This is a genomic window from Nocardia seriolae NBRC 15557 (assembly GCF_007990715.1).
GTDB classification, from domain to species: domain Bacteria; phylum Actinomycetota; class Actinomycetes; order Mycobacteriales; family Mycobacteriaceae; genus Nocardia; species Nocardia seriolae.
Window position 1 is genome coordinate 13375 of the sequence record NZ_BJWY01000004.1, and the last position, 24839, is coordinate 38213.

18 protein-coding genes are annotated in these 24839 nt (G+C 69.2%); 15 read left to right on the forward strand and 3 right to left on the reverse strand.

Going from position 1 to position 24839, the window contains the following annotated elements:
* The first annotated feature begins 82 nt into the window (after window positions 1-82).
* The 11 genes from NS2_RS01770 to NS2_RS01820 all read left to right on the forward strand — a co-directional run bounded on the left by NS2_RS01770 (window position 83) and on the right by NS2_RS01820 (window position 17337).
* Window positions 83-1762: an AMP-dependent synthetase/ligase gene (locus NS2_RS01770; protein WP_261772253.1), complete on the forward strand. Its 1680-nt coding sequence runs from the start codon at window positions 83-85 to the stop codon at window positions 1760-1762.
* A gap of 7 nt (window positions 1763-1769) precedes the next feature.
* A complete protein-coding gene (locus tag NS2_RS01775) occupies window positions 1770-3020 on the forward strand; it encodes an NAD(P)/FAD-dependent oxidoreductase (RefSeq protein WP_033085305.1) in 1251 nt (416 codons plus the stop codon).
* Window positions 3017-3616 (forward strand): SGNH/GDSL hydrolase family protein, encoded by a 600-nt coding sequence (locus tag NS2_RS01780; RefSeq protein ID WP_033085304.1) that lies wholly within the window; start codon window positions 3017-3019, stop codon window positions 3614-3616. Before NS2_RS01775 ends, NS2_RS01780 begins: the two co-directional genes overlap by 4 nt.
* A gap of 76 nt (window positions 3617-3692) precedes the next feature.
* Window positions 3693-10007: a type I polyketide synthase gene (locus tag NS2_RS37095; protein ID WP_261772254.1), complete on the forward strand. Its 6315-nt coding sequence runs from the start codon at window positions 3693-3695 to the stop codon at window positions 10005-10007.
* On the forward strand, window positions 10004-11971 hold the full coding sequence (locus tag NS2_RS01790) for a hotdog family protein (RefSeq protein ID WP_033085302.1): 1968 nt from the start codon (window positions 10004-10006) through the stop codon (window positions 11969-11971). Before NS2_RS37095 ends, NS2_RS01790 begins: the two co-directional genes overlap by 4 nt.
* Window positions 11968-13527, forward strand: coding sequence for a PfaD family polyunsaturated fatty acid/polyketide biosynthesis protein (locus tag NS2_RS01795; RefSeq protein WP_033085301.1), 1560 nt, complete (start codon window positions 11968-11970; stop codon window positions 13525-13527). The genes NS2_RS01790 and NS2_RS01795 overlap by 4 nt, the downstream gene beginning before the upstream one ends.
* Before the next feature lie 81 nt (window positions 13528-13608).
* Window positions 13609-14421, forward strand: coding sequence for an amidohydrolase family protein (locus NS2_RS01800; RefSeq protein ID WP_033085300.1), 813 nt, complete (start codon window positions 13609-13611; stop codon window positions 14419-14421).
* Between the two features lie 160 nt (window positions 14422-14581).
* The gene (locus NS2_RS01805) at window positions 14582-15637 is read left to right on the forward strand and encodes a M4 family metallopeptidase (protein ID WP_033085299.1); all 1056 of its coding nucleotides are present in this window, start codon (window positions 14582-14584) and stop codon (window positions 15635-15637) included.
* 25 nt (window positions 15638-15662) lie between these two features.
* The gene (locus tag NS2_RS01810) at window positions 15663-15971 is read left to right on the forward strand and encodes a protealysin inhibitor emfourin (RefSeq protein WP_036546492.1); all 309 of its coding nucleotides are present in this window, start codon (window positions 15663-15665) and stop codon (window positions 15969-15971) included.
* A gap of 486 nt (window positions 15972-16457) precedes the next feature.
* Window positions 16458-16907 (forward strand): DUF6345 domain-containing protein, encoded by a 450-nt coding sequence (locus tag NS2_RS01815; RefSeq protein WP_143161352.1) that lies wholly within the window; start codon window positions 16458-16460, stop codon window positions 16905-16907.
* Between the two features lie 151 nt (window positions 16908-17058).
* Window positions 17059-17337 carry a hypothetical protein gene (locus tag NS2_RS01820; RefSeq protein WP_147207056.1) on the forward strand — a complete coding sequence of 93 codons (279 nt, stop codon included), beginning with the start codon at window positions 17059-17061 and terminating at the stop codon, window positions 17335-17337.
* A 68-nt stretch (window positions 17338-17405) separates the two neighbouring features.
* On the opposite strand, the gene NS2_RS01825 is transcribed toward NS2_RS01820, so the two are convergent.
* From NS2_RS01825 to NS2_RS01835, 3 genes are all read right to left on the reverse strand, one after another.
* Window positions 17406-18113 (reverse strand): tetratricopeptide repeat protein, encoded by a 708-nt coding sequence (locus NS2_RS01825; protein ID WP_147207057.1) that lies wholly within the window; start codon window positions 18111-18113, stop codon window positions 17406-17408.
* A 1128-nt stretch (window positions 18114-19241) separates the two neighbouring features.
* Window positions 19242-19949, reverse strand: coding sequence for a DUF8020 domain-containing protein (locus tag NS2_RS01830; RefSeq protein WP_033085297.1), 708 nt, complete (start codon window positions 19947-19949; stop codon window positions 19242-19244).
* Window positions 19950-19989: 40 nt separating this feature from the next.
* The gene (locus tag NS2_RS01835; RefSeq protein ID WP_036546490.1) at window positions 19990-20913 is read right to left on the reverse strand and encodes a PDR/VanB family oxidoreductase; all 924 of its coding nucleotides are present in this window, start codon (window positions 20911-20913) and stop codon (window positions 19990-19992) included.
* A 144-nt stretch (window positions 20914-21057) separates the two neighbouring features.
* On the opposite strand from NS2_RS01835, the gene NS2_RS01840 reads away from it, so the two are divergent.
* From NS2_RS01840 to NS2_RS01855, 4 genes are read left to right on the forward strand one after another with little or no spacing between them, the layout of a single operon-like run.
* On the forward strand, window positions 21058-22218 hold the full coding sequence (locus NS2_RS01840) for an acyl-CoA dehydrogenase family protein (protein ID WP_147207058.1): 1161 nt from the start codon (window positions 21058-21060) through the stop codon (window positions 22216-22218).
* A 47-nt stretch (window positions 22219-22265) separates the two neighbouring features.
* Window positions 22266-22787 carry a PaaI family thioesterase gene (locus NS2_RS01845; RefSeq protein ID WP_033085294.1) on the forward strand — a complete coding sequence of 174 codons (522 nt, stop codon included), beginning with the start codon at window positions 22266-22268 and terminating at the stop codon, window positions 22785-22787.
* On the forward strand, window positions 22787-23680 hold the full coding sequence (locus NS2_RS01850) for an alpha/beta hydrolase family protein (RefSeq protein WP_033085293.1): 894 nt from the start codon (window positions 22787-22789) through the stop codon (window positions 23678-23680). The genes NS2_RS01845 and NS2_RS01850 overlap by 1 nt, the downstream gene beginning before the upstream one ends.
* Window positions 23681-23689: 9 nt before the next feature.
* Window positions 23690-24808: an ABC transporter ATP-binding protein gene (locus NS2_RS01855; protein ID WP_033085292.1), complete on the forward strand. Its 1119-nt coding sequence runs from the start codon at window positions 23690-23692 to the stop codon at window positions 24806-24808.
* The last annotated feature ends 31 nt before the right edge of the window (window positions 24809-24839 follow it).

Here is a 24839-nt window from a genome sequence, read left to right on the forward strand (position 1 = left end):
TCGATAGGCAATGACTTTCGCGCGGTAGGAACAGCCGTCCGGGCGGCGACGAGAATGATTGTCGCCGAACAGAATTCGGTTCGTGAACATCGCGTCTGTCACCGATAGATCCGTCACCGGAAACGGTTTCGAACCGCCCGCCACCTCGAGTCTCTACCGCATCGTCGCCGATGCGGCGTATCGGCATCCCGAGCGTGCGACCCTCGCCGCAGGGGAGGACACCCCGCTCACCTGCGCGGAACTCGACCGGCAGGTGCGGGCGACGGCTTCGGCGCTGCTGGAGCGGCAGGTCGCCGCCGGTGACCGGGTGGTGGTGCTGGGCCGCACCGGGCTGGCGTGGGCACTGCTGGACCTGGCCGCGCTGGCGATCGGCGCGGTGGTGGTGCCGGTGTATCCGACCTCGTCGGACACCCAGATCGAGCACATCCTGCGGGACAGCGGCAGCACCTGTTTCGCGGCGGAGACCGAGGCGGACCGCGAGCGGCTGCACGCGGCGGGCGCGGGCGAGGTGTGGAGTTTCGCGCAGGTCCGCGGGTGGGCGGACGGGGAGATCCGCGCCGATCTGGCCGCACACACGGCGGTGGTGCGGGCCGACGACCTGGCCATGATCGTCTACACCAGCGGCACCACGGGATTGTCCAAGGGCTGCATGATCACCCACCGCAATATGTACGTGTCCGCCGCGAACACGGTGCGCCAGACCGGGCAGTTGTTCGACGGCGTGACCGCGCTCGCGCTGCCGCTCTCGCACGTGTTCGGTCAGACCATGCTGTTCGCCTGCCTCTACGGCGGCGCGGCCACCCACCTGCTGCCCGGGATCCCGGAGCTGGTGCCCGCGCTGCCGCGGCTGCGCCCGACGTTCCTGGCGCTGATTCCGTACGCGCTGGAGAAGATTCGCAAACACTGCCGTGCGCTGGTGAGCCCGGAGGCCGAACGAGTAGCCGTCGAGACCGGGCTGCTGCGGCTGTCGCGTCCGCAGCCTCCCGTTGCGATGGACGATCCGGTCGCCGCGGCGCTGGGCGGGCGGCTGCGTTACGTGATCTCCGGCGGTGCGTCGCTGGATGATTCGACCGCCGGGTTCTACGCCGCGTTCGGCACCGTGATCCTGAACTGCTACGGCCTGACCGAGGCGGCGACCGCGGTGACGGTCAGCGCGCCCGAGTCCAATCGCCTGGGCACCGTGGGGAAACCGATTCCGGGTACCGCGGTGGCGATCGCCGGCGATGGTGAGGTGCTGGTCGGCGGGCCGCACGTGTCGCCCGGCTACTGGGGCGCGGCCGCGGCGCAGACTCCGGTGGATGCCGAGGGCTGGTTGCACACCGGCGATATCGGCGAGCTCGAGGACGGCTACCTGCGAATCACCGGGCGCAAGAAAGAGATTCTGGTGACCTCGGGCGGCAAGAATGTCGCGCCCACTCCGCTCGAGGACCGGGTGCGGCTGCATCCGTTGGTCAGCAATTGCATGGTGGTGGGGGAGGGCCGGGCCTTTGTCACCGCGCTGGTGACCCTGGACGCCGAGCGCGCCGAGAATTGGGCGAGCGAGTATCCCGGGCGTGAGCTCTCGACCGCCGTTCAATCCGCGATCGACGACGCGAATTCGCTCGTCTCGCGTGCCGAATCCATTCGTGAATTCCGCATCTTGGCAAGTGATTTCACGGTCGCCAATGGATTGTTGACCTCCTCGCTGAAACTGCGTCGCGCCGCGATCGCGGAAACCTATGCGGCCGATATCGAACTGCTCTACTCGACGACCCGAAAGTGATCCGATCATGTATGACGTCATTGTTGTCGGTACCCGCGTGTCCGGCGCCCCGCTGGCCATGCTGCTGGCCCGGCAGGGTTTCCGCGTGCTCGCGGTGGACCGGGCCCTGTTCCCGAGCGACACCCCGTCCACCCACTACATCCACCAGGCCGGGCTGAGCCTGCTGAAGTCCTGGGATCTGCTCGACCGCGTCACCGCCACCGGCTGCCCGCCGGTGCGGCACCTCAACTTCACCTACACCGATATCGATATTCGCGGGATGGCGGATCCGTCCGCCGACGGCATCGACGCCGTGTACTGCCCGCGTCGCACCGTGCTGGACAAGATCCTGGTCGACGCGGCGAACGAGGCCGGGGCCGAGGTGATCTCGGGCTTCGCGGTGACCGGGCTGCTGCGCGACGGCGACCGCGTCGTGGGCATCCGCGGACGCGAGGGCGGGGGCATCGAGCGGGAGTTCCGGGCCACGCTGGTGGTGGGTGCGGACGGGTCGGGCTCGACGGTGGCGAAGGAGGTGGGCGCGCAGGTCTACGAAGGCTCGCCCGCGGCGTGCTTCGTGTACTACTCCTACTACGAGGGCATCGACTGGGGCATGCAGCACCGCACCGGGTTCGGTGAGCAGCAGTTCGCGGCCTGGCCGACCAATGACGAGCTGTATCTGGTGGCGGTCATGCGTAAGCGTGATCGGTTCCGGGAGTTCCGCAACGACCCGGACGCGGGCGTGCAGGAGATCGTGGATCAGGTGGATCCGGAAATCGGTGCACGACTGCGGGATTCGGGGAATCGGGTGGAGCCGTTCCGGCCCATGCTGTATCCGGACAACTACCGTCGTCAGTCCTTCGGGCCCGGCTGGGCGCTGGTCGGCGACGCCGGATATCACAAGGACCCGTTCACCGGGTGGGGCATCACCGACTCGTTCGAGTACGCGCAGCTGCTCGCCGACCTGGCCGGTGAGCGTCTTTCGGGCGGACGGCCTTTCGAGGAGACGCTGCCGGAATACCAGCGTGAGCGTGACGCCCAGAGCGCCAGCACCTACGAGCTGACCACCAGCATCTCCGAGCTGACCCTGACCCCGTACTACGACTCGGTGTTCCGTGCCGCCAGCATGAGCCCGGACTACTCCAAGAAGTTCTTCGGGCTGATCGCCGGGCTGTACTCGCCCGAGAAGTTCTTCGGTGAAGAAGAATTGGCGGAACTGTACGAGCTGGTCGATTTCCCGGTGGACGCGCGGCATGTGAGCAAGAGCGAGGCCGCGCTATGACCGGCGTCGGCCTGGTCGCGCTGGGTGACAGCTTCGTGGAGGGCCGGGGTGACCCGGCTCCGGCGGGAGGCTACCGGGGCTGGGTGGCCCGCCTGGGCGCCCAGCTCGGGCTGCGGCCGCACGCGGTGCGCAATCTGGGCGTGCACGGCGCGACCACCGGCGACGTGCTGCGCGCGCAGCTGCCGCTGGCGGTGCGGGCCGAACTGTACGGCGTGGTGGTCGGTGTCAACGATCTGGTGAGCGCCTTCGATCCGGAAGCCTTCGAGGCCAACCTCGATGCGTTGTTCGGCTCGCTGCGAGCCACCGGCGCAACGGTTTTCACGGCCGACTATCCGGATATCCCTGCGCGCCTGCCGGTTCCGGACGGCTTCCGCACCCTGCTGCGGGAACGCTTCACCTTCGCCAATGCCGCCATGGCCCGGGTCACCGCCGATCACGGGGTTCTGCTGCTGGAGCTGTCCGCGCACCCCGACTGGGAGCGCGCGGGCACCTGGACCGAGGACGGACTGCACCCCGGCCCGTCCGGGCACCGCTTGTTCGCCGCCGGTGCGGCCGAACTGATTTCGTCGATCACCGCCACCACGGTCGCCGCCTGACCGGCGCACCGGCCACGGCGACCGCGTCGCCGTTGCACACCTTCGACGCCTTTGCGCACCTTCGAGAGGATTCTTCGTGACGGACGACAGACGCCTGGCACGCGACCCGATTGCCATCGTGGGGATGTCGGGCCTGCTGCCCAGGGCACGCAACCATCGAGAGTACTGGCAGAACATCGTCGACGGCGTGGACTGCACCGAGGAGGTACCCGCCTCCCGCTGGAACCTGGACGACTATTACGACCGGGATCCGGCGACGCCGGACAAGACCTATTCGCGCCGTGGCGCATTCCTGCCCGACGTGGACTTCGATCCGCTCGAGTTCGGGCTGCCGCCCAATCAACTCGAGGTCACCAGCACCATGCAGACGCTCAGCCTGGGGGTGGCGCGCGATCTGCTGGCCGACGCGGGCGCGACCGGGTCGGGCTGGTACGACCCGGCGCGCACCGGCGTGGTGCTGGGGACGACCGGGCCGGTGCCGCTCATGCATCCCCTCGCGGCGCGGCTGTCGACGCCGGTGCTGGTGGAGGCCGCGCGTTCGGTCGGGCTGTCCGAGGCGGACGCGGCGGCCATTGCCGACCGGTACGCGGCGGCTTTCGCGCCGTGGGAGGAGAATTCGTTCCCGGGCCTGCTCGCCAATGTGGTGGCCGGGCGGGTGGCCAACCGGCTCGGGCTGGGTGGCATGAACTGCACTGTGGACGCGGCGTGCGCGGCCTCGCTGGCCGCCATCCGCACGGCCATCGCCGAACTGCGCGACGGCCGGGCCGACATGATGATCACCGGTGGTGTGGACACCGAGAACACCATTTTCATCTACATGTGCTTCAGCAAGGTGGGGGCGCTCTCGCACAGCGGGCGGATCAGCCCGTTCGGGGCGGGCGCGGACGGAACGCTGCTGGGCGAGGGTATTTCGATGCTGGCGTTGCGGCGGCTGGCGGACGCGCGGCGTGACGGGAACCGGGTGTACGCGGTGATCCGCGGGCTGGGGTCCTCCAGTGACGGCCGGGCCAAGAGCATCTACGCGCCGGTTGCCGCGGGGCAGCGGCTCGCGCTGGATCGCGCCTATACCGACGCCGACTGCTCGCCCGCCGATGTGGAGCTCATCGAGGCGCATGCCACCGGCACCGCGGTCGGTGACAAGACCGAGCTGACGGCGCTGAAAGGGCTGCTGGCCGAGGCGAGTTCGGAGCCTCGTTTCGCGGCGCTGGGCAGTGTGAAGTCCCAGATCGGGCACACCAAGGGCGCGGCGGGCACGGCCGGCATCATGAAGCTGGCGCTGGCGCTGCATCAGAAGGTGTTGCCGGGCACCATCAATGTGGATGCGCCCAATTCCGAAATCGCTTCGGAGGCAGCGCCTTTCTATGTCAATGCGCGTACCCGCCCGTGGATTCTGGACCCGGAACGGCCGGTGCGGCGGGCGGCGGCCTCGGCAATGGGGTTCGGCGGCACCAACTTCCACCTCGTGCTCGAGGAAGCCGACGGTGTGCGCGGGGAACTGCTGCACCGGGTGCCCAGAGCGCATGTCTGGCACGCGGCCGATGTGGCGGGGCTGATCGAGGCCGTGCGCGGCAGCGAGGGCGGTGACGGTGGCGGGATTCCCGAGGATCACGCCCGGGTCGGCTTCGTCTCGCTGGACGCGGACGCCGCCGCGGAATTGCGCGATCTGGTGGTGGACGAGCTGACGCGCAATCCCGAAGCGGCGCAGTGGGATCACCCCGAGGGCGTGTACTTCCGGGCCGCCGCGCTGCCCGGGCGCAAGGCGGGCGCGCTGTTCGCCGGCCAGGGCAGCCAGGACGTGGACATGGGTGCGGCCGCGGCGCTGAACAATCCGCCGGTGGGCGCTGCCTTCGATGCCGCCAATGCGGCCTTCGCCGGGGCCGCGACCCGGCTCGGGGCGGTGGTGTTCCCGCCGCCCGCCTTCCACGAGGACACCCGCGCCGAACAGGAGATCGCGCTGCGCCGCACCGAATTCGCGCAACCGGCCATCGGCGCGCTGTCGGCCGGGCAGTTCCGGGTGCTCAGCGAGTTCGGGTTCCGCGCCGAGGGCTACCTGGGCCACAGCTTCGGTGAGCTCACCGCGCTGTGGGCGTCCGGTGCGATCACCGACGCGGACTTCTACACCTTGGCGCGGGCCCGGGGCGCGGCCATGACCGTGCCCGAGGGCGTCGAGGCGGGCACCATGGTGGCGGTCGGCGCGGCGCGCGAGGACGTCGAGCACGCCCTCGAAGGTGTCGAGGACGTGTGGATCTGCAACCACAACGCCCCCGATCAGGTGGTGGTCGGCGGCGGCACCGCGGCCATCGCGGCGGTGACCGGGCGATTCACCGAAAAAGGCTGGATCACCAGGCCATTGCCGGTGTCCGGAGCCTTCCACACGCCATACGTCGGCCACGCGGTGGAAGCATTCGGCGCAGCCGTGGCCCGGGTGACGATCGGAGCGCCCGACGCCCCCGTATACGCCGACACCCGCGACGCCTCCTACGGCAACGACCCCGAAGCCAACCGCACCACCCTGACCGCCCAACTCGGCAACCCGGTCGAATTCCACGCCGCCCTCACCGCCATGCGCGCCGACGGCTGCACCGTCTTCGTCGAATTCGGCCCCAAACAAGTCCTGACCTCCCTCGCCCGCCGCACCTTCGGCGACGACATCATCACCATCCCCACCGACTCCGGCCCCATCGGCAACGGCGACCTCACCCTGAAGCGAGCCGCCGTCCGACTGGCCGTGCTGGGCTTCGACATTCGCGGCATCAACCGTCACTGCGCCCCGGAACCCTCGGCTCCAGCCCGCAAGCCCGCCATGACGGTGAAGATCTCGGCCCCCGAGTACGTCCCCGAATCCCGCCGCGCCGCCCACACCGCCGCCCTGAACGACGGATACCGGGTGAACGTCGCGGCCGCCTCCACAACCGGGACCACTTCGCTCGAAAATGGCGCGGCGACAACCGGACTCGCGGCACTGGCGACCGGCGGCCCCGACAGCCTCACGATCGACCACGCCGACAAGAGGAAACCCGCCGCGTCGGTGAGCCGCTCCGCGCCCCGATTCGCCGGTAACGGCGGCGTAGGGCACGGCCCAAGTGTCACCGTCACCTCCCTCGATTCCTCCGGCCGGAGCGACCGGCCCACTCCTCCCAGCGATCTGGAGAATTCTGTGACCGCGGAACCGCAATACCGCATTCCCGCGCCGGACGTACTGGACAGTGCGCTCGTGCAGCATCTGCACACGCACCGGCACTATCTGGACGGGCAGCTCGAGCTGGCTCGTGATCTGGCCGGGGCGCTGCGCCACGGTCACGTGGACGAGATGCTGGTGCGGGCCATCGAAGCCGTGAAGGATCACGGGCTGGCGATCAGCGAAAGTCATTCGCGTGCCGGGGATGTCGTAGCCCAACTGGCGGCGCTGGAAGGCGGAAACGGGCAGGCGCGCCCGACGCCGGTGTACGTCGAGCCGGACTCGGTGCTCACCGCGCCCGCAGCGGTGGCGCCCGGCTCGGCGATGCGGGCCGTGGGAGCCGTGCCTAGCCTTCCCGCCGCGGCTGTGGTCGGGTCGGTGGCCCCGGCGAGGGAGATCGTCGTCGCGCCGTCGGCGGAAAGCTCCGTGCCGGGCAACGGATTCGCGGCCGGACCCGCGGGTGTCACCTCCACACCGGAGGGTGCCACGGGGACCGCGGCGAATGCGACCACGGAAGAGGTGAGTTCCGCACTTGGGGTGACAGGTGTCGCGGCCGCGTCGGAGGGCGTGTTGTCCGCCGACGCGGTGCGGCAGGCGCTGCGCGAGGTCGTGGCGGAGAAGACCGGCTATCCGGTCGAGATGGTGGACACCGGCATGGATCTCGAGGCGGATCTGGGGGTGGATTCGATCAAGCGGGTGCAGGTGATCGGGGCCTTGCAGGAGCGGTTCCCGGAGCTGCCGGTGCTCGGGCCGGAGCAGTTGGGGACGCTGCGCACGCTCGAACAGATCGTGGGCGAGCTGGTCGGGGGTGATGTTCACCCAAAAGGTGAGGCCGCGGCCGAGACGCCGCGGCATGTGGTGGAGCTTGTCGAGGTGGCCGCGGTGGATTCGGCGGTGGATCCTTACCGGGCGGCGGGGCATGCCCTGCTGATGTGCCTGGACGAGTCGGGCGAAACCGATTGTGACGCATTGGAAGAGCTGTTGCTGGGGCGCAGCTGGACGGTGCGCCGGGTCTCCGGGGCCGATGCCGTGGGCGGCAGCGGGCCGGTGGACCTGTGCGTGGTGGTCGCGGGGATCGCGACCGAATGGCGGCGGGCCCAGGACATTCTGACCGAGGCGATTCTGGTGGCCGGGCAGGTGCTGCCCCGGCTGCGGGCGGCCGATGCGCGGGCCGGGTTCGCGACCATTACCCGGCTCGACGGGCACCTCGGCTTCCGGGGTGACGCCGAACCGGTCGCCGCGTTGCTGGGTGGGCTCGGTGGCCTGGTGAAAACCCTAGCGGCCGAGCAGCCCACGCTGTTCTGCCGGGCCCTCGACATCGATCCGGGCATGCCGCCGCGGCGGCTGGCGGAGGTGGTGCTCGAGGAACTCTGCGATGTCGCCCTCGACACCCTCGAGGTCGGCATCGATGCCGCGGGTGTGCGTCGCACCCCGGTGCCGAGCCGGCACGCCGCGGCCCGTACGGCCGACATCGTCCGCGCGGGAACAGATTTCGGTCCCGCACTCCTCACCGCGGTCGACACCCTCCTGGTCACCGGCGGTGCGCGCGGTGTCACGGCGACCTGTGTCCTGGAACTCGCCCGCCACAGCGCCTGCCGCTTCGTCCTGCTGGGCCGCACCGAGCTGACCGAGGACCCGGAGTGGGCGGCCACCGTCGCCGACTCCGACCTCAAACCAGCGGCGGTGCGGGCCCTGGCCGGAACCGGACTCACCCCACGCGAGATCGACAGGACGTGCGCGAATATCCGCGCGGTCCGCGAAATCCGGGCGACCCTGGCCGAACTCGGCGATCGTGCGGTCGACCTCGCCGTCGATGCGACGGACGAGACCGCATTGGCGCAAGCGCTCGCACCGTGGCGCGCAGACGCCGAAGGGCCGCGCGAGGCCACGTCCCTGATCACCGGTGTCGTACATGGTGCGGGTGTGCTGGCGGATTCGTTGATTCCGGACAAGACCGCGGAATCGATCGGGCGGGTACTCGGGCCCAAGCTGGCCGGGCTGGCGGCGGTGCTGGCGGCGGTCGGTGAGCCGCGGCACCTGATCCTGTTCACGTCGGTGGCCGGGCTGTTCGGGAATACCGGGCAGGCGGACTATGCGGCGGCCAATGAGGCGCTGGGGCGGTTCGCGGTCAGTTGGGGTGCGCGGGATCCGGAACGGCGGGTCACCGCGTTGGATTGGGGTGCGTGGGACGGCGGGATGGTGACTGCCGCGCTGCGGGAGCACTTCGCGGCGCGTGGGGTGCCATTGCTGGACCCGGCGGCCGGTGCGGCGGCGTTCGCCGCGCAGTTCGGCGCGGCGCGTCGGGAAGAGCCGATCCTGTTGGTGGGTGCGGCCACCGCGCTGTCGACCGGGGACTCCCCGGTGGTGCCGGTGCGAGCGCGGCGCGGGATCGCGGGGCTGGTCGAGCACCCGATGATCGAGGCTCATCGGATCGGCGAGCACATCGTGCTTCCGGCCACGTTCGGGCTGGGCGCGATGGTGAATCTGGCCGAGCGGACCCATCCGGGACGAATCGTGTTGGGGGCCAGCGACTTCCAGGTGCTCAAGGGGCTGGTCTTCGACCACCCGGTGAACACCCTGGAATTCGAGCTCGAGCCCGCGGATCCGGTGGACGGCATGGCCGCGGTGCGTGCCACGGTCTTCGCCGACACGGCTGCTCGATTCCGCGCCATGCTGCTGCTGGCGCGGGAATCGGAAACAGGAGCGCGACAGCAGCTCTCGGGCACGTCGGTACGAATTCCGGATGGTCCGGGTGAGAACGCCGAGTGGATCTACCGGGACGCGATCCAGTTTCACGCGCCCGCCCTCCAGGGGCTGCGTGCGGTGCGGGCCGAGAGCGACGAGGCCATTGTCTTCGAATGCCGACTCGACCCGGAGCCGGTGGCGCACGGCGCATTCGGCGGTCGACTGCATGATCCGGTTCTCGCGGATCTGATCCTGCAATGCCCGCCGGTATTGGGCCACCGCCTGCTGGGCGCGGCCTGCCTGCCCCTGGGCGTGGGCCGGGTGGACTACTTCCGCCCGCTCCCGGCGGCCGCGCCGTTCCTGGTGGTGGTCGACAATCCCCGGGCCACCCGAATGGAGGCCCTGATCGACGCGACAGCAGTGGCCACCGATGGCACGGTGCTGCAACGGTTCTCGGATGTCGCCGTGCTCACGACACCCGATCTGACGGCGAAATTCCGAACCTCGGTGAGGCGGTGGACGGTATGACGGTTCTCGAATTCGACGGCATCGCCTTCGATCCGGTCGGTGCGCGGCAACAGGCCGCGGAGAAACCGGGCGGTACACCGGCGGCAGCGCCGGTGCCAGCAACCGGGTGGGCGCACCCCGATCATTCCGCGCACGCTGATGAGCACGTGCAACCTGTCGCCGCGGACGCGATCGCCCAACTGCGGACGGGCGTGATCGAGGCGCATCGTGCGGCACTCACCGCGCAGACCGCACTTCAGCGCGAAGTGTGGCGGCGGGCACGGGCGCTCGCGGAGGCGGAGAACACCGTCGTGCAGGCGGTTTCGGCGCAGGTCGAGGTCTGTGCGCGGGAAGGTGCGTTCAAGCCGCCGGCCCGCACGGTGGTGCATCGGCTGGATCGCGCCGCGCTGGAACGGCTGGTGGCCGACGAGATGGGTGTCGTCTTCGGCCGCAGGCACCGCCGCGCGGGTGTGGCGGTTTCGGCGCGGCTGGCCGCCACCACGCCACTGGTCCTCACCGAGGTCGGTACGCTGGAGCTGTACGGCGGAAACGGGAACGGCCGGGTCGTGGCCCGATTCGAGGGGGATCCGCGTGCGGCGGCGCTCCAGGCGGCCGAGGTGTTCGCGCTCTATACCGGCATGCCGCTGTGCCTGTCGGGGAGCACGCTCACCGGCGGGGTCGGCGAGACCGAGGCCGGAACCGGCGGCGGCACCGTCGATCTCGCGGTGGACCGCCTCGACCTGGTGCCGCGTCCGTTCCTTCAGGCCACCGCGACGCTCGACGGGGTCGCCGAGCCATTGGCGGTCACCGTCATGGTTGCCGAGCGTCCCGGCACCGGCGTGGGTCCCGGCGATGCGGTCGCCGGGCTGCTGCTCAATGAGTTCCACATGGCGCATCTGGCGCGTGGCGACCAGGCCATCGCCATGGGAGCGGAGTTCGCGCCCTACACCGGTGTTCGCGCGACCCGGCTCCCGACCGGCGGTCTGCTGCTGGTGGATCGGGTGGTGCGGTTCGACGGTACGCGCGGGAACCTCGAATCAGCCTCGTACGACACGGAATACGACTCTGCGGCGGACTCCTGGTACTACGGCGACACCGCCAACGATTCGATGCCCCACTTCGTGTACATGGAGACGTCATTGCAGGCGGCCCTGCTCATGGGCTACTACGCCGGGCCGACCCTGACCCAGCCCGGCACCACCCTGAGCCTGCGCAATCTGGGCGGCACCGCCACGGTGCTGCGGCAGATCGAGCTGCGCGACACCACGATTCAGCAGACCTCACGGCTGCTGTCGACGACCATCCTGCCCGGCTCCTCGCTGCAAACCTTCGACTACACCCTCAGCGTGGACGGTGAGCCGTTCTATCGGGGCGAGACCATGTTCGGCTACTTCAGCGACCAGGCCCTCGCCAATCAGACGGGGCTGGACGCGGGCCGGTATGTGCCGAGCTGGCTTTCCGCGCATCCGCAGGTCCCGACCCGGGTCATCGACGTGGCGGCCCGCCGCGCCGACCCGGCCGCCCGCGCGTGCTCACGGCGCAATCTGGCCCTGATCGACCGCGTCGAAGTGGTGGACGACGGCGGCACCTACGGTGCGGGATACCTGCGCTCGCTGCGCCCGATCGACCCGCGGGACTGGTTCTTCGCCCGGCATTTCCACCTGGACCCGGTGATTCCGGGCTCGCTGGGCGTGGAATCGGTCATCCACGCCGTGCAGGAATGGATGCTCGACGCCGGATTCGCCGACGGCATGGCCGATCCGGTATTCCGGATTCCCGTCGGCATCGCCTTCAGCTGGCGCTATCGCGGCCAGTTCCTGCCCACCGACGGCACCGTCGAGTTGGAGGCGCACATCAAATCGGTGCGCCACGACGCGCACGGGACCACCGTCATCGTGGACGGGTCGCTGTGGAAGCCGGGACTGCGCATCTACGAACTCGTCGATCTCGCCGTCGAACTCGCCGATCGAAAGGCGTCCGCATGACCACCGTTCGGCCTCCCGTCGCCGAGACCGCCACCGATATCGCCGACCTGCTGCTCGATCTGGAGCGGCCCTGCTGGATCGTGCGCCGCGAGGACCGGGTCGCGGCCACGACCGATCCGGCCGCCGCCGCGCACGGGCAGATCCTCGCCGCGGTTGCGCCGCTGCCGTCGGAAAGGCTGGGGGACAGCGCCTTCCGGACCGCGCACGGCGTGCGTGCCGCCTACGCGGCCGGGGCCATGGCCAACGGCATCGCCTCGCCCGGGCTGGTGGTGGCCATGGCCGAGGCCGGATATCTGGCCAGTTACGGTGCGGCGGGGGTGACTCCGCCGGTCGTGGACGCCGCCCTGGCCGAGCTGTCGCGACGGCTCGAGGGCAAGCCCTTCGCCTGCAATCTGATTCACAGCCCGTCGGAACCCGCGCTGGAGCGGGCCATTGTGGACGCCTGCCTGCGTCACGGCGTGCGATGCGTGGAAGCGTCGGCGTTCATGGACCTCACCGCGGAAGTGGTGCGGTATCGGGCCGCCGGGCTGACGGTCGACCGGGGCGGAGCGATCGAGATCCGGAATCGGTTGATCGCCAAGGTGTCCCGGGTCGAGGTGGCCGATCTGTTCCTGCGCCCGGCACCGGAGCGGCTGCTCAGGCGGCTGATCGCCGACGGCCGGATCACGGCTGCCCAGGCACAGCTGGCGGCACGGGTTCCGATGGCCGATGACATTACCGCCGAGGCGGATTCGGGCGGGCACACCGACCGCCGCCCGCTGGTGGTGCTGCTGCCCGAGCTGCTGGCCGCCCGCGACCGTGTGGCGGGCACCGTGCCGGTGGCGGCGACGGTGCGGATCGGCGCGGCGGGCGGCATCGGCACCCCGGCCGCCGCGGCCGCCGCCTTCGCCATGGGCGCGGCCTATATCGTCACCGGATCGATCAACCAGTCCGCGCGGGAGTCGGCCCAATGTGATTCCACCAAGGCGCTTCTGGCGACCGCGGAATTCGCCGACTGCGTGATGGCGCCGTCCTCGGACATGTTCGAGCTGGGCGTACAGGTCCAGGTGTTGCGGCGCGGCACCATGTTCGCCGCCCGCGCGCAGCGGCTCTACGAGCTGTACCGGGCCTACGGCGGCATCGACGCGCTGCCCGAGCCGGTGCGAAAGGACCTGGAGGACAAGATGTTCCGCCGCCCACTGGATACCGTATGGCAGGACTGCGTGGCCTTCTTCACCGAACGCGATCCGGCCCAGCTGGTTTCGGCCGAACGCGACTCGAAGGCGAGGATGGCTCTCATCTTCCGCTGGTATCTCGGCCTGTCCTCGGGCTGGAGCATTCGCGGCGACACCGAACGACGGGCCGACTACCAGATCTGGTGCGGCCCGGCGATGGGCGCGTTCAACACCTGGGTGTCGGGCAGCCACCTGGCCGCGCCGGGCAACCGCACGGTGGCCGAGATCGCGGACCAGATCATGACCGGCGCGGCCTATCTCACGCGGGTCGCGCAGCTGCGCTCGGCCGGGGTGAGACTCCCGGCGGCGGTCGGCCGCTATCTTCCCCGTCCGCTGAACTGATCGGCGGGAACCGTCGGTCCGGGCCCGCGCGGCCCGGCATGATGGAAGACGGCCTTACGCAACGCGAAGGAGCACGCGCAGATGACCGTCGACGCCTGGGCCCAGCACCCCACCGCCCGTTTTCTCGCCCACGACATGTTCGCCTCCCTGCGCCGCTGGTCCGGCACGGAGATCCCCACCGACGACATTCCGCTGAGGTCGACGCTCGCCGCCATGGACGCGGCGGGCGTCGACCACACGCTACTGTCGGCGTGGATCGCCCCGGAGGGTGTTCTCATCTCCAATGATGAAGTGGCCGAATGGGTTTCCGAAGCACCCGACCGCTTTTCCGGCATCGCCTCGGTGGACCTGCGCCGGCCCATGGATGCCGTGCGCGAACTGCGTCACCGCGTTCGGGACCAAGGCTTCAAGGCGCTGCGGGTCCTGCCCTGGCTGTGGGAGACCCCGCCCACCGACCGCCGCTTCTACCCGCTCTTCGCGGCCTGCGTGGACCTCGGCATCCCCTTCTGCACCCAGGTCGGCCATACCGGCCCCCTTCGTCCGTCCGAAACCGGCCGTCCCATCCCGTACATCGACCAGGTGGCGCTGGATTTCCCGGAACTGACCATCGTCTGCGGCCACATCGGTTATCCGTGGACCGAGGAAATGATCTCCGTCGCGCGCAAACACCCGAACGTCGTCATCGACACCTCGGCCTACACCACCAAACGCGTACCGCCGGAACTGATCTCCTATATGAAGACCGGCACGGGCCGCCACAAGGTCCTGTTCGGCACCAACTACCCGATGATCTTTCCCCAGCATGCCCTCGACGGCCTCGACGCCCTGGATCTCGACGACGAAACCCGGGTGCTCTACCTCGACGGCAACGCCCGGCGCGTCTTCGGCCTGTAGCGTCCGACCGTTACGGAGGGGATCGAATTGCCGCAATGCTGTGAGAAATCGACACGCATTGACACGACGTGCGCGAAATCTCATCCATTCATATGAGGTGCAGGCGCGGTCGCAATGGTCTGCTTGGAGGCGAAATTCCGAATTCGCCCAAGGAGATCGCATGTTCTCGAATAGGTGTTCACTCGCCTGCATTCTGCCCCCCGATCTGCTCCTGACGCTGGCCCGGGACATGACTCCCGAGCAGCGAGCGGCGCTGCTCCGGACGTTGGATGTGGACCACAGCTTCCGGCTGGCGCGTGCGGAAGTGGCAGGTAGGCAGGGCGTTCGGCCCGGTCTGACGTTGGCCGCACCGGCCGGCGGAGCCCCGCGGCGGACGATCTACGACCAGCGCCACTCGACGGCGACCACGCTCGGGAAGGTCGCGCGCAGCGAAGGTCAACCGCCCGTCGCCGACGTCTCGGTCAATCAGGCCTACGACAACTTCGGCGCCACTTACAAGATGTACTGGGATGTGTTCCACCGGGATTCGATCGACGGTCAGGGAATGGCGATCGCCGGGCTCGTCCACTTCGGAAAAGACTATGACAACGCATTCTGGGACGGCCGGGGTCACATGTTCTTCGGCGACGGTGACGGTCGGGTGCTGACCGATACCACCAAGGGGCTGGATGTGGTCGGTCACGAATTGACACACGGGGTAACACAGTACGAGGCGAACCTGATCTATTCGGGGCAGTCGGGCGCCTTGAACGAGTCGATTTCCGATGTCTTCGGCTCCCTGGTCAAGCAGTACCACCTGGCGCAGACGGCCGATCAGGCCGACTGGCTGATCGGCGCCGACATCGTCGGACCGGAACTGGCTCCGGCCCTGCGCTCGATGAAGGCACCGGGCACGGCCAATCCCCACGATCGTCAGCCCGCGGTGATGACCGATTATGTGCAGACCGCTTCGGACAACGGTGGGGTCCACACCAATTCGGGTATCCCGAACCACGCCTTCCACGTTGTGGCGACCACCCTGGGCGGTCCGGCCTGGAAGTCCGCGGGATCGATCTGGTACGACACCGTGGCCGATCCGGCGCTCAAACCCAATGCCACCTTCGCCGATTTCGCCCGGCTCACCCTGAAGCAGGCCCGGAACCGTTTCGGGACGACGAGTGCCGAAGCCTCGGCGGTCGGGGCGGGCTGGGATGCGGTGAAGGTCCCCGTCCGTTGAGCCCCCGGCGAGCTACGCTGGAACGATGTCGACGAACCGGATACACGTCGAATACCGCCGCAGCGGCGGCCTCGCCGGCCTCGATATGACGGCCGACGTCGATGTCGAGGACCTGCCTGCCGATCAGCGACGTTGCGTGGAGGCGCTGATGACCGACGCCCGGCCCGCGTCATCCGGCGCGGACGGGTCGGCCGACCGGTTCACCTACAAAATCGTGATCAGCGACGGCGATCGGACATGGACCCACAGCTGGGGTGAGACGCAGGTTCCGGAAGCGGTCGAACCGTTGCTGGCGACGTTGGCGGAACGTGCACACCCCGCGCCGAGTCGCTGAACGGTCGACGGCAAGGATTTTCGGGGAGTTTCGTGCCCTGTCATCACCGGTGCACGAATAAAAGCTCGGGGGAATGTAATTCACAGAGCGCGGACCACCGGGGCGCGACAATCCCTGTGCCCGAGTGAGAGTCGCCGAGGGAGGGAATTGATATGCGGATTGTTCACAGCTCGCGCGGCGCGCAGCCGTTCGAGAAGATCGCAAGCGAACGCGTGGCGGCCAAAGGCGGCGCGGGAAACTGGTTCGGGGTCTTCAGTATCCAGAAGTTCGTCGACCAGAACGCGCTGTCCTACACGCATGCGGACGCGGACGGTTGGTATTCGTACCTCAGCAAGTTCAAGACCGGGAACTTCCGATTCGAGGACGCCGGTGTCGTCGTCTGCGAGTTCATCGAAGGCACCGACGACTGGGACGACTGGCAGGACACCTACGGGCTCGATGCCTGCAAGTCCATCTATTACTCCGGCCACGGCACCATGGACGGCAATGGCGTCTTCAGCATTCGGCTGGGGGGCCGACTGGTCCAACCGGGGCCATTGGGCCTCCTCGGACAACATGGTGATCGGCGACGACCACACCCGCTACCTGTGTTGGTCGACGTGTCTGTCGCTGCGGGTGCTCGACGGGATGAATCCGATCCGCACGTGGGGCGGCCCGGATCACGGCTTCCGCATGCTGTTCGGCTTCGAGACCACCAGCATCGACAGCCCCGACTACGGTAAGAACTTCTGGGCCGAGTGGAACAAGGGCAAGTCCTTCAGTCAGGCCTGGCTCGACGCCAGCTGGGACATCAGCCATACCCAGGCGCCGTCGGTGGTGGCGTGCGGCGCGAACAGCGACGAGGCCGGGGCCCGGCTGAACAACGAGCGGGTGCTGTCCTGGGATGCGGTCAGCACCAACTGGTTCAGCCGGCGCTGGTACTACGCGGCCCGCTAGGTTCCCGCCCGGCGCGCCAATCTCGCCCTGCCACAGGATCTTCTGGTCGCCGACCTGGCGCCGATCGAACTGACCGGCGACCATATCCGGTCCGTGGCACAGCGGTTCGGGCTCGACGGTCCGCTGCCGCACGACGTGATGGCGGGGCCCGATGGGTCGGTGTGCGTGCCGATCGGCGAACAGCGCGGCGTCTTCGGTTCCTCCGGACCCCGAGGATCTGCTCGCGCGGGCGTCGTCCGACCGGATCCGGACGCTGGCGGCTCAGGGTGGGCGCCCGCCCAGTGAGGTTTCGATCGTCCCGGACACCACCGAGGTCGGCTACGAGATCGACGGCGACAGCGCGTATCTGGCCGCGCGCCGGGTAGTGGAGAGCGCGCTCGGCAACGGCTGCCGCAAACAGCACCACGTGGTGGCTCCGATCGTTCGGTGACTTCGGCCGTCCTGCGGCGGGAATGACCGTGTCGATCGCCTTCGATCGATCCTGAACCGACTGGGGCACTATCGATTTCGATCGTGCCCCAGTCGATCGATGGCCTTGTCGATCAGCTCCCCGAGGCTGGCCTGGGGCGCTTGCTGTCTCTCGTACTCGATCAGCCGGTCGGCCGTGGCGCGATCACTCATCACCAGGGCCAGCAGCTCCGCGTACCTGCCCGACGGGATCGAGCCGGACCGGGACGGATGGCCGGACACGGGGGTCGGCGAAGGTCCGATCGGCATGCCGGGCGGTAACTCCCGCAGATTCCGCACCGCGGCAGCGCTTCCCGCGGCGGCCGCACAGTGCCACCAATACCCGGCCCCGGCGAAATCCCCACGGCGATACAGCAACAGACCGAGATTGTTCATGGCGCTGCTCTCACCGGCCTCGACCGCCCGCAGATACCACTGCTCGGCCTCGGCACGTTCCCCCTGCTCGTCGAGCAGCGCCCCCAGCGCGGCCATCGCCTGCGCATTCCCCGCGTCCGCGGCTGTGCGCAGCCACATTCGGGCCTCGCGGCGCGCACTGTCATTGCGATCGCGATTGCGCCACCGCTCGAACCGGCCTTGGACCGCGACCCTGTCGTACAGCAGCCGCGCCAGCCGGTCCATCGCGGCCGTGTCGCCCTGGGCCGCACCCTGTCGATAGCACTGCTCGGCCGCCCCGACATCGCCCCGCGCCTCATAAACCCGCCCGAGCTCCACCAGAGCCTCGCCATCCGGATAGGCCATCCCGCCGACCTCCACCACCCGATCACACTGCCCGCCTATCCAACCGCAGTTCACCTCCGGCTCAGCCGTTTTCGCCGATATCGGAGGACCTCCCAAGTCCGCGACCCCCGAAATTCATGTCACGCGTGGTGTTTCCGCATGCCATGATCACCAGCCACCTGAATCCGCTGCCGTCCCGGTGGTGAGAGAGCAGGCGGCGAGTCCAGTTGAACACTCGGCCGGATGACGAAGACCTCGTCGGGATCACCGATCCGGACGAGGTCTGTGTCCCCCGGGTTCGGTGCCGCGCGGTCGCGACCGGAGTGAACAGTCCGATCGTCGAGTCGGGCGTTGCGCGAGTAGGTGATCGGCTCGGGGTGGTCCGCGCCGACGGTCGGCCGGGTCCGTCGGACACGTGCGCGGGGATAGATATGCCGTGCAAGGTCGGACAGCCGCACGACGAATCGGCGCCCATCGGTCCCATCTTCCGCGAGCTGCGAAAGCTGGACTTCGAGCCCGGTGACGTCATCGTCGGCAGACTCGTTGCCCGCGTCCCTTCACGACCACCGCGGCCGGAGGCCCTGGCCGCCTTGCGCGAGTTGACCGTTGGGGGCGGGGAAAGCCGTCCGCTACGCGAGTCGCCGGGACCGTTGCTGCAACTGTTGACCCCGGGGACGGTACGAGCTCCGCGGACCCGAGCCGCTGTGGCCGGACTATCCGAACGCTGTGAAGAAGCGCTGGACCACCGTCTCGCGAGCGGCCATCGTCCACGCAAAACCAGATGAGCCTGTCTGGTTCTATCCAGGTAGCTGTCGTCGAACACGACACCGAGGTGCTGCTGTGCAGCCCCGATAGCCTCCTCGGAAGCGGCGGTACCGGGTTCTTGGGATGGCGTGGAGGTAGATTCCGCGCTGCTCTTCTGCCACTCGCCCAACGGACGAAGCCCCCGTTCGGATCACCGATCCGAACGGGGGCTCTGTCCCCCGGGCGAACTCGCCGGGTCTTGATCCGCCCTCGTCAGATGCCAAGGAGCGTTGGTGGGTCGTGACACGCCCAGGGCGATAACCGTGCCCGGGCGTCACGCACGGATCATGTACGCCGAAATGGGCAGGTCAGCGGCCAGTGAATGCGGCAGATCGCCAGGTCGGATCATTTGCCCTGGAATGGGGAATTGATCGTGGTGAAGTACTGGATGGCGGCGGCGACCGCGATGGGGGCGGTGATCAGGAGTTGGCCGGCGAAGGTTCCGACGAATCCCACTGCGCCCGCGCCGATGAGGCAGCCGGCGCCCGCGGCGCCGAGCAGGGGTAGGAACATGGCCGTCAGGATGCCGGCGGAACCGAGGGTGATCAGTGTGGCGCCGACGGTGCCGCCGATGAGACAGCCGAGGGCCGCGCCGCCGAGGCCGCCGACGAGGGTGCCGACGGTGGCGCCGAGGGAGATGGTGTCGCGCATGCGGCCCCAGGCGGCCTGTTCGCGGTCGTACTGGGTCTTCCAGGGGGCCTGGTCCTCGTAGGGGAGGGCCACGGGCTGGTAGACGGCGTGGGCCTCGTCGAAGACGGGGGTCAGGGTGGCGGTGCGGTCGTTGATGTCGGCCGCGATGGGGAAGACGAAATCGTCTACGCGGAAAGACAGTTCGGTGCCGGCCAGCACGGTGCCGTCGGCGGACTTGATCTTGAAGACGCCGTTCTCGACGGTCATGGAGCCCGCGTCGGTGCCGATGACCGTATCGGTGCCGGTGCTGGTCGCGGTGTAGTTCAGGGCGGCGGGGGCGTCGGCCCCGGCCGTGCCGGTGACGCCGGCGCTGACGCACAGTCCGGCCGCGAGCAGCGCGGACGCCGCAGCAGTTTTCCTCATCCTGTTTCTCTCTGCGTGTGTTTTCTCGGTGCTTCCCGTGTCACAGATCGAGCACGAGAACATCGGAGAGCGCCCGGGAGACGCAGGGCATCAGGGTCCTGCCGTGGGCGCGTTCGTCGGCGGTCAGCACCGAATCGCGGTGCTGTACTTCGCCTTCGAGGAAGGTGGTCTCACAGCTGCCGCAGGTGCCCGCGCGGCAGGAGGTGACGATCGCGACGCCCGCGCCTTCGAGAGCGTCGACGATCGACCGGTCCGCCGCGACCGACAGCACCTGACCACTGTGCGCGAGCCGGACCAGGAAGGCGCGATCGACGACGGTGTCGACGCGCCGCGGCGTGAACCGCTCGGTGTGCACGGCCAGGCCGCGGCGCGCGCCCTCGCTCTCGACGGCGTCGAGCAGCGGCGCGGGTCCACAGCAGTACACGGTGGCGGTGGTGTCGGCGAGCAGCGTTGCGATGGGCAGCAGCCCGGATTCGTTCTGTGCCAGCAGATTTACCCGCTCGTAGCGGGCCAGCTCGCCGGTGAAGGCCAGATGGCCGCGGGTGCGTGCACCGTAGTGCAGGCTCCAGCGCGCGCCGGTCCGCTCGGCGGCCGCGAGCATGGGCAGGATCGGGGTGATCCCGATCCCGCCCGCCACGAACAGGTACTCGTCATTGGGCACCAGCTCGAAGTTATTGCGTGGCAGTGATACTCGCAACTCGGTGCCGGGGTGCGCGGTGCGGTGCAGGTGTTCGGAGCCGCCGCGCCCCGCCGGTTCGCGCAGGATGGCGACGCGCCAGCGTCGCTCGTCGGCGGGATCCCCGCACAGCGAGTACTGTCGTACCCCAACGGTTCCCGCGTGCACGTCGATGTGCGCGCCGGGGGTCCAGCGCGGCAGTGCGCCGCCGGGCGCGGTCAGTTCGAGGGCGAACACGCCCTCGGCCACGTCCCGCCGGTCGGCCACCAGGACCGTCAGCTCGCTCATCGCATCCCCTCGTGGAGTCCGTGTCGAGCCCAACCCTGGTCGAGCCGGGTCGCCGATCGCGCGGCGGTTGCCCGAGTCGATTCGACCGATAGGCATTGCCGATCGTCCCGCCGGGACACCCGGGCGCCGGCCGACACTGACCCCATGAGCGCTGTGGCGGAACTGGTCGAACGGACCAGAGCATTCGTGACCGAGCACGTGTACCCCGTGGAGCGTGAGGTGGTGGCCGGTGGGCGCGTCACCGATGACGCCCTGCGGCTGGACCTGCAGAAGAAGGCCAAGGAGGCCGGAGTTTTCGGGCCGCTGTCCGACCCGCGCCACGGCGGCCTCGGCTTGGACACCCGCGGTCAGGCCCGGGTGCTCGAGGCGGCGGGCGCGAGCCTGCTGGGACCCCTTGCCGTCAATGCCTGGGCTCCCGACGACGGCAATATCCACCTGCTGGCCCACGTCGCGAATGCCGAACAGCAAGAACGGTATCTGGCTCCGCTGGCCTCGGGTGAGGTGCGGTCGGCCATCGCGCTGACCGAACCGGCCCCCGGTGCGGGATCGGATCCGCGCATGCTGCGGACCAATGCCCAGGAGACCGACGACGGCTGGGTCATCAACGGTGCCAAGCACTTCACCACCGGCGCGAACGGCGCGGCCTTCACCATCTGCGTGGCCATGACGGCCGACGGACCCACCATGTTCCTGGTCGATCAGGACAATCCCGGCCTACGGGTGGGCCGCCGCATGCCGACTCTGGACCACACCAGCACGCCCGGCGGCCACTGCGAGGTCGAGTTCGTCGACTGCGAGGTGCCCGACACCGCCGTGCTGGGCGAGGTGGGCCGCGGCCTGGAGCTGGCGCAGGTGCGGCTCGCGCCCTCGCGGCTGGTGTTCTGCATGAACTGGCTCGGCCTGGCCATGCGCGCCCAGCAGCTCACCGTCGAACACATCACGCGCCGTTCGGCTTTCGGCGTCCCGATCGCCGAGCACGGCATCGCCCAGGGCCTGGTCGCCGACAACGAGATCGATATCGCCGCGGCCCGCAGCCTGGTGCGCTCGGTCGCCGAGACGGTCGACACCTTCGGCCCGGCCTCCGCGCAGGCGCGCCACGAGACCTCGGTCGCGAAAACCTTCGTGTCCGAGGCGGTCTGGCGGGTGCTGGATCGCACCGTACAGCTGCACGGTGGCCTGGGCGTGTGCGAGGACCACCTGGTGGCGCGATTCCTCGTGGAAGCCAGGGCATTCCGCATCTACGAGGGGCCGTCGGAAGTGCTGCGCTGGTCGATCGCCCGCCGCGTGCTGCGCGGGCCGCGCTGATTCCTCCGCAACCGTGCCGAGCGCCGAAATCAGAAGGGAACATCGACATGACCAGAACGCTGGCCGGATTCGCCGCCGCCTATCCGGACCTGGACCCCGACGCCGTCGACTACGAGTACCTGCGGGCGGTGTCGGCGGCGCTGGTGCCGTTCGGCGCGCACGTCGGCACGCAGGTCACCGAGATCAGCCGTGAGCGCGCGGTGGTGGAGATCCCGGTACTGGACGAAGTGTGCAATCACATGGGCACCGTGCACGCGGGGGCGTTGTTCACCGCCGCCGATATCGCCGGTGCGTCGGCGTTCGTGGGTGCCGCGGCCGAACGGTTGCACACGGTCGAACGGCTGATGCTGCGGGGCGGCACCGCCTCGTATCGCAAACCGGCGCAGGGGCGTATCCGCGCCGTGGCCACCGTCGACCAGGCCGAGCTGGCGGTCATCCTGGCCGCGACCGAGTCCGCGCGCTTCGAACTGTCGGGCAAGGCGTCGCTGCTGGATGACAACGATGTGGTGGTCGCCAAGTTCACCTTCGACTACGTGTGCGATGTGACCATCGCCGGAACCGAGGCGTGATGACCACCGCGACACCCGAATCCCGCTCGGAATTCGGCACTTTGGAATCGACCCGGGTGGAGACCGCCGATGGCGTGTCGTTCACCGTGCGATTCCTGCCGTCGGAGCGGTCCGATGCGCCGGTCGTGCTGATCCTGCCCGCCATGGCGATGAAGGCGCGCAACTACTTCTCACTCGCCAAAGCGCTTCAGGCCCTGGGGCTCTCGGTTGCGACCTGCGATCTGCGCGCGCACGGCGAGGCCACCCCGGCCCTGGGCGACCACACCGATTTCGGTTACCGCGAGATGATCGAAACCGATCTGCCCTCGATCGTGACGGCCGTCGAGGACCGCTTCCCGGGTGCACCGATCCACCTGTTCGGGCACAGCCTCGGCGGTCAGCTCGCGCTGCTGTTCTCGGCCGCCGAGCCCGGCCGGATCGCGGGTGTGACCGTCATCGGCACCGGCACGGTGTTCTGGTGGGCCTTCGGCCCGCGCCGCTGGTGGGAGGCGCTGAGCCGGGTCCAGTGGATCGGCCTGGTATCCCGGGTGCGCGGCCACTGGCCCGGCGGTGTGCTGATCCCCGCCCCCATGCCCGGCGGGGTGATGATCGACTGGTCGGTGCACTCGCTGACCAGTTATTACCGCCCGAGCGGCACCAATCGGCGCTACAACTCGCTGCTGGCCGCCATGCCACTGCCGGTGCTGGTCATCTCCCTGTCCGAGGACGTGCTGGGCCCGAAATCCAATGTGGACTTCCTGGTTTCGCGCATGCCCGCCGCCCAGGTCACCCGCTGGCACATCGACGAGAACTCGGACGTGGCCAATCGCGACCACTTCCTGTGGGTCAAGGACGCACCCGCCATCGCGACCGGCGTGGCGAATTGGATCACGACCGGCGTCGCGCCGGTCTGAAGGAGAGACGTGGCCCGGCTGCAAATCGATGCGGTGTCGAAGCGATTCGGCACCGACCACGCGGTGCGCGAGGTGAGCCTCGACATCGCCGACGGGGAATTCCTGGTGCTGCTCGGACCCAGCGGCTGCGGAAAATCCACGCTGCTGCGCATGATCGCGGGCCTGGAACAACCGTCTGCGGGCCGAATCCTGTTGGACGGCAGCGACATCACCGACGAGGCGCCGCCGCGGCGGGATCTGGCCATGGTTTTCCAGAGTTACGCGCTGTATCCGCATCTGTCGGTGGCTCGCAACATCGGGTTCCCGTTGCGTGCCCGGCGGCGCTCCCGTGCCGAGATCGACCGGCGGGTGCGCGAAGTCGCGGGCACGCTGGAGCTGTCGGAGCTGCTGGAGCGCCGTCCGGCGGCGCTCTCGGGCGGTCAGCGGCAGCGAGTCGCGCTGGCGCGGGCCATGGTTCGCGATCCGGGGGCCTTCCTCATGGACGAGCCGCTGTCGAATCTGGACGCCAAGCTGCGCAGCGCGACCCGCGCCGAGCTCATCGGCCTGCATCGGCGGCGGGGGGCGACGTTCTTGTACGTCACCCACGATCAGGTGGAGGCCATGACCATGGCAACCCGCATCGCGCTGCTCAACGCTGGGCAGGTCGAACAGGTCGGCACTCCCGAGGAGCTCTACGACACGCCGCGCACCGCCTTCGTCGCCGGATTCCTGGGCTCGCCGCCGATGAACCTGTTTCCGGCGGAGGTGTTTTCGCGGGAGGGCGCACTCCGGGTGCGCGCCGACGGCATCGACGCCGCCCTCGGCCTGGACGGCGGACCCGAGGACGCCGCGACGGTGCTCGCGGGTATCCGGCCCGAACGCCTGCGCCTGGATCCGGCCGCCACCGCCGTGCGCGGCCGCGTGAGCATGGTCGAGAACCTCGGCAGCGAGGAACTGGTGCATGTCACCGCGGGCGCGGTCCGGCTCTGCGTGCGCGCGCCCCGGCCGGTGGGGGTGGCGGTGGGCCAGGACATCGGACTGCGCGCCGACCCCGCCGACATCCACCTGTTCGACCCGGCCTCCGGGCTGCGGATGACCTGGCGGGAACCGGAATCCGTCATCCCGGACGCGACGGCCTCCGTCGCCTGAACTTCGAACACCACTCGATGAGGAGAAAACC